Below are 12,768 nucleotides of genomic sequence, written 5' to 3'. Positions count from 1 at the left end.
ACGCAAGCAGGGTTTAGTATATAATATGATGTTCAGCTCATCTGTATAAAAAATAATTACGCGTTATTCAGATTTCTGTAAAAAGATAACGACTCCAGAATGTTTTTCTGACTGCACTGATGATCATAATTACATGAACCTATGGAAGTAAGCAGAGAAAAATTAATCTTACTGTCTGTATTTTTCTTGTCATTTAATAATAATGCCGTAATATCCTCGTCTGTAAAATCACTGATATCTAAATACGGGTAGTATCTCTGAATATTTTCGATGATGATTTTTGAGTCTTCCTCGGAAATAAGCTGTTCAAGATATCCAAGATGAGCTTCACAAATCATTCCCATAGCTACAGCTTCTCCGTGAAGAATAGGATTTTTACGTTGCAGACACAGACTTTCAACAGCATGGCCTATCGTATGTCCAAAGTTTAAGGTTTTTCTGATATCTTTTTCATGGAAGTCTTTTTCCACAACATCCTGTTTGATATTCATGGATGTCCGGATATGAGGAGTTACGGTTTCTACTTCAAGCTTATGGATCTGAATTAAATGATTCCAATGAGCTTTGTCTGCAATTAATCCGTGTTTCAGCATTTCGGCAAATCCGCTTCTTAATTCTTTAAACGGCAATGTTTCTAGGAATTTAGGATAAATAAAAATCTGCTCAGGAAAAGCAAACGTACCTACCATATTTTTATAATGCATCAAATCTATTCCCGTTTTACCACCAATTGAGGCATCACACATCGATAAAAGGGTAGTGGGGATATTGATAAACTGTACCCCTCTTTTGTAGGTAGAGGCAACAAAGCCGCCCATATCTGTGATGACACCCCCCCCCAGATTGATGACCAGTGCTTTTCTGTCCGCCTGCATTTCCGTAAGAATTTCCCAAAGCTGGTTGGCTGTCTGAATATTTTTCATTTCTTCACCGGCTTCAATTTCTAAAATTTCAAACCCAAGATCGGTTTCCATATTTCCTAAAAGAACAGGAAGGCAGTATTCGTGAGTATTTTCATCTACAAGAATAAAAATTTTACTGAATTTTTTTTCATGCAGAAATTCGTTCAGTTGCGAGAAATTATCGTTTAATATTGTTATCATCTTCAAATTTATGTAAAGTTAAAAAGTAAACTATATTGCAAAGTTATGATTCTTAATTTTTAACTCGTAACTAAATTACTATCTTTGCAGAAATTTTTAGAATGAGCAGAGATAATAATAATTCAGACAGACCAAAGAGACCAAGAATTTCAACCAAGAAAAGTTCTGATGATTCTCGTGCTTCCAGATCTGGAAATTCTTCAGGATCAAAACCTTTTAAGAAACCTTTTTCTAAGGAAGGAGGAAGAAAAGGCCCCGAACATCAAGGGTCAAACTCAAGATTTGAAAAAAAACCTTTCAAGAAAAATACAGACAGCTCTGATGATGATTTCAACCCAAAATCTGAAAGAAAAGCGTATATCACGAATAAAAGTGAGAGCTACGAGAAAAAAACTTTTGGAAAACCTAAAAGAGGCGGGAAAAATTTCGATACCAGAGATAAGTATGAAAGAGGCAGTCTGAAATACGGAAGAAGACCTTCTAACGGAGATGAAAGAAATGACGACAGAGCAAAATCTTTTGTACAGAAAAGAAGACTGAACAAAATTGAAAAAGACGTTCATAAAGACAGTATCCGTCTTAACAAGTATATCGCCAATTCAGGAATCTGCAGCAGAAGAGAAGCTGATGAGCTGATAACTCAGGGATTGGTAGAAGTTAACGGAAAAGTGGTAACCGAAATGGGGTATCAGGTACAGAAAACCGACAGAGTAGTTTTTGACGGACAAAGTATTACTCCGGAAAAGCCTGTTTATGTACTTTTGAATAAACCAAAAGGTTATATTTCTACAACAAAAGATGACAAAGCAAGAAAAACGGTAATGGATCTTGTGGCCAATGCTTCTCCTTACAGACTTTTTCCTGTAGGAAGATTAGACCGTTCAACAACCGGAGTTATCTTATTGACAAATGACGGGCACATGACAAAAAAACTGACGCATCCGTCTTTTGATGCTAAAAAGATTTATCATGTCACACTGGATAAAAAACTTACCGGGGAAGATTTACGTCTTATCGCGGAAGGTATCCGTCTTGATGAAGGGGTAGCTGTTGTAGATCAGATTTCATATATTGAAGGAAAACCTAAAAATGAAATCGGGATTGAAATTCATATCGGATGGAACCGCGTGATCAGAAGAATTTTCCAAAGATTAGGATATGAGGTAGAGGCTTTAGACAGAGTGATGTTCTCCGGATTAACGAAGAAGAATATCAAGAGAGGACACTGGAGAATCCTTACGGAACTGGAAGTGAATAATCTTAAAATGCTTTAGAATGGTGATGGATTCAAAGATAGATGGTGAGTCTTCTGATTCATATGTCTGTAATTGATATCATTCTTTCAAAAAGTGAATTTTAAATTAAAAAATAAAAAGACGCTGAAATAAATCAGCGTCTTTTGTTTTATATGATTATGAATGTTCAAATTTGAGGATGTTAGCCCAATACGGTTACTCCTTTTTCAATCATTTCATAGATCGCGTCTCTGCCGTTGTCCGGTTTTACGTTCACAGCACGGGTTCCGTTGAAATGAAGACAGGTAACATATCCGTTGGCAACAGCATCTAATGCTGTGAATTTAACGCAATAATCCATTGCGAGTCCTACAATTTCCAGCAATTGGATATCGTGGTATTTTAAGAAATCATCCAGTCCGGTTTTCATGAAGTGATTGTTATCCTGGAAACCGCTATAGCTGTCGATTTCAATGTTTTTTCCTTTCTGTATAATATGAGTTACTTTATCCTGATTCAGATCTTTGTGGAATTCTGCTCCGACAGTTCCCTGAACGCAGTGATCCGGCCACATAAACTGAGGAACCCCATTTAAAATAATGCTTTCTCCCACTTTTCTGCCATTACTGCTTGCAAAACTTTTATGACCTGCAGGATGCCAGTCCTGAGTCAGAACAATCTGATCATATTGGTTTTCCTCCATTAAAAGATTAATGTATGGAATGATTTCATTCGCTCCCGGTACTGCCAATGCTCCGCCTTCACAAAAATCATTCTGTACATCGACTATTATTAATGCTTTTTTCATATTTAGATTTCTCGAATTTTTGATAAATTTACGAAACTAATACACAAAAATTTGTCCAAAACTGAATTATCGGACAAATCGGCCATATAAATTTTTTATGCCTGTCGGATGAAGGGGGAAGAACCTGAAATCATTAAACTTTGGCTAGAATATGGGGTTGGAGCCTAAACCAAATATCAATAGCGTATCTTTGCGGGAAATAATTATTTTATGTCATTTGAATCTTTAGGATTATCACACAATATTATTCGTTCTGTTAACAAACTGGGATATTTGAAACCATTTCCAATTCAGGAACAGGCTGTCCCTGTTATTTTACAAGGGAAAGACCTGATGGGAATTGCCCGGACGGGTTCCGGAAAAACGGCTTGTTTTGTGATGCCGATTTTAGAAAAGCTGCAAAACTCAGAAGTTAAGAAAAACCGTAATATTCAGGTATTAATATTGGTCCCTACCCGTGAATTAGCAATTCAGATTGATGAGGTTTTCAGGGCTTTTACGGAAAATCTGAAACGGGAGGTTCGTACAATGGCGGTATATGGCGGTGTTTCCATCAATCCACAGATGAAAGGGATGTTTGGAGTAGAGGTTCTTATAGCAACCCCCGGACGTTTATTGGACTTAATTGATCATAATGCACTGAGTATTTCGGAAATCCAGCATCTGGTTATTGATGAAGCCGATAAAATGTTTCAGCTGGGTTTTGGTGAAGAAATGGATAAGCTTTTTGCTTTAATGCCTGTGGTGAAACAAACGACTTTATTCTCGGCAACTTTAAATGATAAAGTTTCCGAAATGAAAGAACGTTTATCTATTAACCCTGTCATTGTTGAAATAAAAAAAGAAGAGGTTGAAATTGATCATATTGAACAGCTGGCTTATCATGTTTCGCCGGAAAACAAAGGACCTTTTTTACGGTATTTAATTAAAGAAAAAAAGGTGGATAAGGCGTTGGTTTTTGTTTCATCCACAAGATCTGCCGATAATCTGGTTGAGAAACTTAAAAAGAATAAAATTAAAGCGGTGGCTATTCACAGTCAGAAATCACAGGGTGCCCGTAGAAACAATTTAGAAGAATTTAAAGTCAATGGAGCTCAGATTTTAGTTGCTACAGATTTAATTGGCCGTGGAATTCATATCGACGATTTGCCATGCGTTATCAATTACGAATTACCGCGTTCTCCGCTGGATTATATCCATCGTATCGGAAGAACGGGACGTGCCAATGAAAAAGGAACTGCCATTACCATTTTAACGGATGATGAATTACAGCATTTCAGAGTTATTCAGAAAAAAATGGGAAAAAGAGTGACTCTGCAGAGAACAGAGGATATCAATTTACATGGGTATTAGCCCGGTAATCCAAATAAGAAGCTTCAGTTCTGCAACTGAAGCTTTTTTGTTCGCTGATAAGTATATAAACGAATACCTGCAATTAACACTTTTTCATATTCAGGTTTCTCGAAATTTTGATAAATTTACCAGACGAGCGAAAGGCTTAGCCATATTTAAAAAATAAAAATTAAAACCCTGAACAATGAGTGATTTAGAGAAAAAAAAATTTCCTATCGGACAGTTTGAAGCACCTGAACATATTTGTGATACAACACTGGATACTTATATCAAAGTGATTAAAGATTTTCCCGGTCGGCTAAAAAACCTCATTGAACATTTCACAGATGATCAACTTGATACTCCCTACAGAGAAGGAGGGTGGACGGTACGACAGCTTGTGAATCACCTTTCAGACAGCCATATGAACAGTTTTATCCGTTTTAAGCTCGCTCTTACTGAAGATAATCCGACGATTAAGCCATACGACGAAGCCAAATGGGCAGAGCTACAGGATAGTTTCCACATGCCTGTAAAACCGGCTATGAGAATGCTGAAAGGAACTCATCAACGATGGGTAGTGTTACTGAAAAGCCTTACCAATAAACAGCTTGAAAGAACATTTCATCATCCTGAACATCATCGGGATTATGATCTCAGAAATAGTCTTGCTTTATATGTCTGGCATTGTAATCATCATTTTGCACACATTGAAAACCTGAAGAAAGAAAAGGGTTGGTAAAGAAAAGTCTTAATAATCCCATCTATTGTAAGGAAATTATAAAAAGAATTTCCAAATTGTCTGAAAATTCTCCTGGAAAATGGGGCCAGATGAATGTAAGTCAAATGTTTAAACATTGTGACCTGGTTCTTCAGGTAGCACTGGGAAAAATTGAACTCCCACGTATTAACCCGCTTTTTGAAGCTATAGGAATCATGACTAAAATGGAAATGTATGTTTTCAATAACGGAATTCCCAGAAATATGCCTACTTTTCAAAAACTAATCGTTAATTTTGAGTGTGATTTTGATGAATCAAAGACCAATCTTCTGAAAACACTGGAGGAATTTCGGACAGCATGTAAAAATAATATTCTGCCGGACCATCACAGGCTATTCGGAAACATGACTGAAAAAGACTGGCAATTTTTAGAATATAAACATCTTGATCACCATCTAAAACAATTTAATGTATGAGTTTTTTTGATAAAATATTCGGTGGAAAGAGCGAAACTCCTGATCAAAAATCTTTCTGGAAAAAGATAGAATCTGAAGAAGATCTGTCAAAAGCGCTTGAGGAATCCCATCAGCATAAAATAGCAATTTTTAAACATTCAACAAGCTGTTTTATCAGCAGAACAGTATTGAAGAATTTTGAAAGAGAAATTGAAAATTCGGAGAAAGAGGTACAGGTTTATTATCTGGATTTATTGGCATACCGGCCTATATCCAATAAAATTGCTGAAGATTTTGGCATCAGACACGAAAGTCCGCAGTTAATCGTGATAGAAAACGGAAAAGCGGTGAATAATGCCTCACACCAAAGTATTTCATTAAGCCAGATTGTACCATGAAGAATATCAATAATTATTTAGCTAAAGTCCTGAATGTTCCGCTTCAAAGTGTTAATACCTGCAGCCTGCATTACGAGGTAAAAAAGATTCCTAGAAATCAATTTTTATTGCAGTACGGGGAAATATGCAGACATATTTTCTTTGTTGAAAAAGGACTGCTGAAAATGTATTCCATTGATAAAAACGGAAAAGAACATATCATACAGTTTGCTCCTGAAAGCTGGCTGATTTCAGACAGAAGCAGTCTTTATTTTAATGAAAAATCCAATTACTACATAGAGGCAGTTGAGGACTCTGAAGTTTTGTTTCTACATCCTGATTTTTTCAATAAACTGGTAGAGCAATTTCCAAACAGTATAGAAAGAAGTGATTTCCTTCTTCAGAAACATATCAGAAGTCTTCAGAACAGAATCAATTCTTTATTGGGTGAGACGGCTGAAGAGCGATACATGAAATTTATTAAAATGTATCCGGATTTATTGCTCAGAGTCCCGCAATGGATGATTGCTTCTTATCTGGGAATTACTCCCGAGAGCTTAAGTCGTGTGAGAAAGGAATTGGCAAGAAAAAATTTTGTTCCGGATAACAAATAATTCGGACTAGATTTTTTTTGCAAGATTTCCAACCTGTCTGAGTTTTGCCTGTGTATCTTCCGACCAGGGAAGCCCGAAGCAAAGCCTCATACAGTTTTCAAACTGCTCCTGAAAGGTAAACATCCTTCCGGGAGCAATACTAATGTTCTGCTTAATAGCCAGATCGTAAAGCTCTGTAGTGCGTATATTTTTATCAAATTCCACCCATAAAGAAAGTCCTCCTTGCGGCCGGCTGGTTTTGGTGCCTTCCGGAAATGAGTCTGCAATAGTCTGTACATAATTCTGATAATTATACTGAAGGGTTTTCCTAAGTTGCTGAAGATGTTTTTCATATTTTCCGGTTTTCAGGAAATTAGCTACAGCTTCATTGACAATCGAAATAGAAGAAGTGGAATGCAGTAACTTCAGTTTCATAATTTTATCTTTATATTTTCCGGGAGCAATCCAGCCTACACGATAGCCGGGAGCCAGTGTCTTTGAAATAGAACTACAATAAAGTACGCTTCCGTCTTTATCAAAAGATTTACAACATTTTGGACGGGAAGAACCAAAATAGAGATCTCCGTAAACATCATCCTCAATCAGCGGTATATTATTTTCAGAAAGTATTTTTACAACTTCTTTTTTATTTTCATCCGGCATACAGCTTCCCAAAGGAGAATTAAAATTGGGAATTAGCAGACACAGATCAATTTTAGGAATCAGTTTTTTTAATGCTGCAACTTCTATTCCCGTTGTGGGATGTGTAGGAAGCTCCAGAACCTTTAGCCCTAATCCGTTGGCCAGTTGTAAGATTCCGGGGTAACATGGGCTTTCAATTGCGATAACATCGCCGGGTTTTCCTAAAGCCATCAGGCAAAAAGACAGAGCATTCATTCCGCCATTGGTGGTCACCAGATCATTTTCCTTAAGATTTCCGCCCCATTGAAGAGAACGTACGGCAATCATCCTCCGAAGTTTAAGATTTCCCTGAAGCTCTTCATATTCTGTACCGCCTTCCTTCAGCTCACGAATAGCGTTTACAATTTCTTTTTTAAGTTTTGCCTGTGGGAGTAGGTCTCCGGATGGAATTCCGATGGAAAAAAAAGTAATATCTTTCCGCCCCATATTTTCGTACACTTTACTGATCAGTTCATCAGGCTCATCATTATTAGCGATCAGGGAAGGGCGACTTACCTCAGGTAAAGGAAGTTTTACAGACAGCAACTGACTTACAAAATAGCCTGATTGTGGTTTTGACTCTACTAACGATTGAGATTCGAGTTCCAGAAAAACACGTTTTGCAGTATTCATGCTTACCTGATGTTCCTGGCAGAGCATTCTTACTGAAGGAAGCTTATCTCCTGCTTTTAAAACTCCGGTTCTGATCTGGTTGGCAATACCATCTGCAATCTCTGTATATAAAAATTCTTTGCTCATATTTTTAAACTGTGCTCATGCAAATATACAAAACTGATACTGTGTTTATTTATTTTTCCTGTCTAATTTTGACTTGTTAATTAAAACTTTAAAAATGATGTCAGATACAATTTCAAAAGACCAGGCAGTAAACGGCTGGATAAACGGATTCATCGGAGTATTGCTTTTCAGTGGTTCAATGCCGGCTACAAAACTGGCTGTCATGGAAATGGATCCTATATTTGTAACGATTGCCCGTGCGGTCATTGCAGGAGTACTTGCACTTTCGGTTCTTCTTATATATAAAGAAAAAAGGCCGGCAAAAAGCCAGCTGTTTCCGTTGGCTTTAGTGGCGATCGGATGTGTCATAGGTTTTCCTTTGCTGTCTTCACTGGCGCTGCAATACCTGACTTCAGCCCATTCAATTGTTTTTCTGGGTATGCTGCCTCTTGCTACCGCTATTTTCGGAGTATTTCGTGGCGGAGAAAGACCGCATCCTGTATTTTGGTTTTTCTCGATTGTCGGAAGTCTTCTGGTAATAGGGTATGCTTTTTCACAGGGAATCTCAGCATCACCTGTTGGAGATGTTCTAATGCTTCTGGCTGTTATTTTGTGCGGGCTGGGGTATGCAGAAGGAGCTAAACTTTCAAAAACATTAGGAGGATGGCAGGTCATTTCCTGGGCACTGGTATTATCTCTGCCTGTGATGCTTCCGTTGTTTTTTATTTATTTCCCAACAAATCTGGAGGCTATAAGCTTTAAAGGATGGTTTGGATTAGGATATATTTCCTTATTCAGTATGTTCATAGGATTTATTTTCTGGTATAAAGGCCTGGCGCAGGGGGGAATTACTACGGTTGGCCAGCTTCAGCTGTTACAGCCTTTCTTTGGACTGGCATTAGCGGCGTATCTTCTTCATGAGCAGGTCAGTATAGGGATGCTAGGTATTACGGTAGGTGTTATTTTATGTGTGGCAGGAACTAAGAAGTTTGCCAAATGATTGAGAATAGGGAATGATGACCCGAGTCATAAAGAAAGAATAAATAATAGTCTAGTTTTGGGGTATCATCACAGAATAGTATACTGTTATGAAATAGATTACGTCTGGACCACAAGAAATAAGTCCATCAAAAAATAAAATACTTTTAACTTACCCATAGATTTAAAACCCGTTTCTCTTTGTGAAGAACGGGTTTTTCTGTTGACGAAACTAATTGGTTCTTATCATATTATGGGTTTTAAAAAATATCATTAATAAAACAATTTTAATGAAACAATATGAATAATAATATTATAAATAATGGATATTGATAATCTATTTAACTTTATTTAACGTTTTTACTAATGATTAAGGTTTGATATTTGCATGTCTATTAAGATCAGTTCCCAATGATATTTTTACTAAGAGATTAAGAAGAAGAAACAACACCAAAAACAACTATTATGGTTATTGACGAAAATATTTTACATTCAGCGGGAGCGGAAGTAAGAGACTACAGCCCTTCAGAAACTATTTTTTCTGAGGGAAACATGCCCAATTATTATTACCAGATCATCAGCGGAGAGGTTAAACTCAACAATTATAATGAGGAAGGAAAGGAATTTATTCAAAATATTCTATCAGAAGGACAAAGTTGTGGAGAAGCGATTCTTTTCATAGACAAACCTTATCCAATGAATGCAGAAGCCATGACGGAATGTAGTATTCTAAGGCTTCATAAATCCATTTTTTTTAATTTGTTAAGTCATTCACCCAAACTTTGTATGGAAGTAAGCAGTTTTCTGTCTCAGCGTCTTTATTACAAATTTGTAATGATGCTGAATATTTCCTCACAAAACCCATATATACGGCTAAAAGGATTGATGGATTATCTTAAGAGCTTTCAGGAAGACGATAGTCCTTATTCTTTTCTGGTTCCTTTAACGAGGCAGCAAATGGCCAGCCTTACAGGTTTGTGTGTTGAAACCGCCATAAGGACGATTAAACATATGGAAAGAGACAAGCTTCTTAAAATCGAAAACCGTAAAATTTTATATTAAATAGATATTTTTAAAGTAAGACATTACGGTTTTTCCTTAAACAACACACTGTATGAATAGGTATACATTACCAATGCAGGTAAGCGGGATAAGCTATACCCGATAAAATCAAAAAAACAAATAATGATCGTCATTTTTAATGTAATATGGGTTAACATGACTCAGATCATAAAAAAGTGATATATTCTGACGTAGATTTGAAATATAAATTTTCAATATTATTCTTCTGTCCTTAGTAAGGAAATGAAAAAAGCGTTTGGCTTTTATACTCAATTTGTAATTACCAATTCCAGTTCGTTTCTGTCTAAATATTAGTCACGGATTGTAATGGATCACTTACATATTAATATAAAAATTAAGTAATAAACACCAGAAATTTTAAAAACACAGTTCAGGAGAATATCCATAGACTTCTGAAGATGTAAAAGATGTTTTTAAAGATAAATATCCATCAGTTTTGATGAGAAACAAGAAGACTAAACTAGCTTTATAAGTCACATAGTTTATAGTATGTGGCTTATTTTTAACCTTGAAATCAAAATATATGGATTGTCAAAACATCATAAGAGTCCTGAGACACAAAGACTTTATAAAGGTTGATAATAATGGAATATGTTTCGAAAACGGTGCTACAATTTATGCAAAGGAGATCAAGAATAATATCTTTCTGTTATTTGTCATTCTGAAAGATATAGAAATTGAAAATATTCAGGCATTAATTGCCCACTTTGATTCTTTTAGCAGCATCGGATTAAAAGAGCCTGAACAGATTATGTTTTATTTGTCGATTAAGGATAAAGACGACCTCCATTATTTTGAACAATACTTAAAGGCTGCCCATAACTAATAACCTTTTAACCTATGATATTTGAAAATGAAACATTGCAGCATTCCGGGCTGAATGATAAAAATAATGCGATAGAAAACGAATCTTTATTTCCGGTGATGATCAATTCTTACGGGGTAACGGCTTTTCTGATCAAATCTTTGGAAAAGATTAAAAATAATACACCGTGTGAAGATCTTAAAAAAGTGATCAATACATGTATAGAAGAGTATATCCTCCATATCCGGGAATTTCACACTAAAAATACGGCGAATATCAACGGTTTGAATACGGAAATAATAATTGAATCGCCTTCTTTCACTTTATACGCTAAAACAGCCTATTACAAAGTATTGAAAGAAGAAGAATATATGAACAGGTTGCTTGAGATTCTGGAGAACAATAAGAGAAAAATAGCTCTGTAAGCCTTACGTCTAATTGTTTATTATCATTAATATGACCTTCACACCAAACACCTTAATATTAATAAAAGCTGCTGTTTTTTAATTATTCAGCAGCTTTTTAACCTTGTCATTTTTAATACCAATTATCTAAAATATTATCTTATGGAATTTCAAAAGAATCTTCTCGAATATATAAGCCAGTCTCTAATGACCATTGATGAAACAATCTCAATAGCAGAAAGTGTTACTTCAGGATGTTTACAACTGGCTTTTTCACAGATGCCCGATGCGTCATTATTTTATAAAGGAGGAATGACAACCTATACATTACCTGAAAAAGTAAAATTATTAAAGGTTGATCGACTGGAAGCAGAAGAATGTGACTGTGTTTCAGAAAATATTGCGGAAACAATGGCACTTAATATAGCCAGACTTTATGAATCGGACTGGTCTATTGCTACCACTGGCTATTGTACGCCCATCCAGAATTCCGGATATAAAATTTTTGCGTATTTTTCCTTTTCTTATAAAGGTGAAATTATCCTTACAAAAAAACTGGAACTTCATCCTAAAACCCAGGCTCTGAATGCCCAGCTCTATTATACGGAATTTATTCTGGGATGTTTCAAAAGTGAAATTAACAGACTTTTAATTCTGCAGTAAAAAAATTTCAGTGGTAATTAAAATATGGTCACATGGGAAAATTAGATCATAAATCTGTTTTAATTACCGGAGCAGATAGCGGAATAGGCAGAGCTGTAGCTTTTCTTTTTGCATTGGAGGGAGCAGATGTGGCCATTATTTATCATTCCGGTAATCAGGATGCTGAAAGCATTCAAAAAGATATTGAAAATCTGGGCCGGAAATGTATCATTTTTCAGGGTGATATTAATGACTATGAATTTTGTGAAGAAACTACGCAAAAAGTCATTTCCCAATTCAAAAAAATTGATATTCTGATTAATAATGCGGGAGTTCAGTTTCCTGCGGAAAGTATGGAGGAACTTAAAGAAAATAATATCGGACAAACTTTTGATTCCAATATTGTCGGAATGATTTTATTGACAAAAGTAGTCTTTCCCTATTTGAAAGAAGGAAGCTGTGTGATTAATACAACATCTGTTTCTGCTTATCAGGGGCATCCTGAGTTACTGGATTATTCAGCGACGAGGGGTGCTATTGTTTCTTTTACGCGTTCTCTTGCATTACAGGCAAAACCAAAGGGAATTCGTGTCAATGCAGTAGCTCTGGGGCCTGTAGCAATACCTCTTACCCAAGAAACTTCTGACGATAAAAAAGAAGATTCCGCTAAACCGGCTCTCGAAAGAAGTGCCGGTCCTGAAGAAATTGCTTTTAGTTTTTTGTTTTTGGCGGGTAACGAAGCATCACAGATGACGGGACAGGTATTGCTCCCCAACGGAGGATTGATTATAAACGGTTAATTTCCATTATCAG

At 36.1% G+C, this 12,768-nt stretch carries 15 protein-coding genes; 12 read left to right on the top strand and 3 right to left on the bottom strand.

The genetic code is table 11. The annotated features are described in order from the left end of the window. Positions 1-56 precede the first annotated feature (56 nt). Complete coding sequence (gene aroB, locus JO178_RS14030; RefSeq protein ID WP_291936988.1) at positions 57-1,103, bottom strand: 3-dehydroquinate synthase; 1,047 nt, start codon at positions 1,101-1,103, stop codon at positions 57-59. 101 nt (positions 1,104-1,204) lie between these two features. On the opposite strand from aroB, the gene JO178_RS14025 reads away from it, so the two are divergent. After that, positions 1,205-2,377 (top strand): pseudouridine synthase, encoded by a 1,173-nt coding sequence (locus JO178_RS14025; protein ID WP_291936985.1) that lies wholly within the window; start codon positions 1,205-1,207, stop codon positions 2,375-2,377. A 163-nt stretch (positions 2,378-2,540) separates the two neighbouring features. Here JO178_RS14025 and pncA read toward each other — a convergent pair whose 3' ends face one another. Next, entirely contained in the window at positions 2,541-3,146 is a 606-nt protein-coding gene (pncA, locus tag JO178_RS14020) for a bifunctional nicotinamidase/pyrazinamidase (protein WP_291936982.1), read from the bottom strand. Between the two features lie 210 nt (positions 3,147-3,356). On the opposite strand from pncA, the gene JO178_RS14015 reads away from it, so the two are divergent. From JO178_RS14015 to JO178_RS13995, 5 genes are all read left to right on the top strand, one after another. Continuing rightward, complete coding sequence (locus JO178_RS14015; protein WP_291936980.1) at positions 3,357-4,499, top strand: DEAD/DEAH box helicase; 1,143 nt, start codon at positions 3,357-3,359, stop codon at positions 4,497-4,499. A 184-nt stretch (positions 4,500-4,683) separates the two neighbouring features. After that, on the top strand, positions 4,684-5,220 hold the full coding sequence (locus JO178_RS14010; protein WP_291936975.1) for a YfiT family bacillithiol transferase: 537 nt from the start codon (positions 4,684-4,686) through the stop codon (positions 5,218-5,220). Then, on the top strand, positions 5,214-5,675 hold the full coding sequence (locus JO178_RS14005) for a DUF1569 domain-containing protein (protein ID WP_291936971.1): 462 nt from the start codon (positions 5,214-5,216) through the stop codon (positions 5,673-5,675). Before JO178_RS14010 ends, JO178_RS14005 begins: the two co-directional genes overlap by 7 nt. Further along, entirely contained in the window at positions 5,672-6,052 is a 381-nt protein-coding gene (ytxJ, locus tag JO178_RS14000; RefSeq protein WP_291936968.1) for a bacillithiol system redox-active protein YtxJ, read from the top strand. Before JO178_RS14005 ends, ytxJ begins: the two co-directional genes overlap by 4 nt. Continuing rightward, positions 6,049-6,645, top strand: a complete 597-nt coding sequence (locus tag JO178_RS13995; protein ID WP_291936965.1) for a Crp/Fnr family transcriptional regulator — start codon at positions 6,049-6,051, stop codon at positions 6,643-6,645. The genes ytxJ and JO178_RS13995 overlap by 4 nt, the downstream gene beginning before the upstream one ends. Before the next feature lie 6 nt (positions 6,646-6,651). Here the strand turns inward: JO178_RS13995 and JO178_RS13990 are convergent, their stop codons facing one another. Then, positions 6,652-8,064 (bottom strand): PLP-dependent aminotransferase family protein, encoded by a 1,413-nt coding sequence (locus JO178_RS13990; RefSeq protein WP_291936962.1) that lies wholly within the window; start codon positions 8,062-8,064, stop codon positions 6,652-6,654. A 94-nt stretch (positions 8,065-8,158) separates the two neighbouring features. Between JO178_RS13990 and JO178_RS13985 the strand changes: the two genes are divergently transcribed. The 6 genes from JO178_RS13985 to JO178_RS13960 all read left to right on the top strand — a co-directional run bounded on the left by JO178_RS13985 (position 8,159) and on the right by JO178_RS13960 (position 12,755). After that, complete coding sequence (locus tag JO178_RS13985; protein WP_291936959.1) at positions 8,159-9,043, top strand: DMT family transporter; 885 nt, start codon at positions 8,159-8,161, stop codon at positions 9,041-9,043. Positions 9,044-9,486: 443 nt separating this feature from the next. Next, complete coding sequence (locus JO178_RS13980) at positions 9,487-10,083, top strand: Crp/Fnr family transcriptional regulator (protein ID WP_291936956.1); 597 nt, start codon at positions 9,487-9,489, stop codon at positions 10,081-10,083. Positions 10,084-10,627: 544 nt separating this feature from the next. After that, complete coding sequence (locus JO178_RS13975; RefSeq protein WP_291936954.1) at positions 10,628-10,930, top strand: hypothetical protein; 303 nt, start codon at positions 10,628-10,630, stop codon at positions 10,928-10,930. 14 nt (positions 10,931-10,944) lie between these two features. After that, positions 10,945-11,334, top strand: coding sequence for a hypothetical protein (locus JO178_RS13970; protein WP_291936952.1), 390 nt, complete (start codon positions 10,945-10,947; stop codon positions 11,332-11,334). Positions 11,335-11,475: 141 nt separating this feature from the next. Beyond that, the gene (locus tag JO178_RS13965; RefSeq protein WP_291936949.1) at positions 11,476-11,976 is read left to right on the top strand and encodes a nicotinamide-nucleotide amidohydrolase family protein; all 501 of its coding nucleotides are present in this window, start codon (positions 11,476-11,478) and stop codon (positions 11,974-11,976) included. Positions 11,977-12,008: 32 nt separating this feature from the next. Then, the gene (locus tag JO178_RS13960) at positions 12,009-12,755 is read left to right on the top strand and encodes an SDR family oxidoreductase (RefSeq protein WP_291936947.1); all 747 of its coding nucleotides are present in this window, start codon (positions 12,009-12,011) and stop codon (positions 12,753-12,755) included. The last annotated feature ends 13 nt before the right edge of the window (positions 12,756-12,768 follow it).

The sequence above is a fragment of the Chryseobacterium sp. genome (genome assembly GCF_019236175.1).
GTDB lineage: Bacteria > Bacteroidota > Bacteroidia > Flavobacteriales > Weeksellaceae > Chryseobacterium.
The sequence above is the reverse complement of the archived record's forward strand: the minus strand, read 5'-3'. Positions and strand labels throughout refer to the sequence as shown.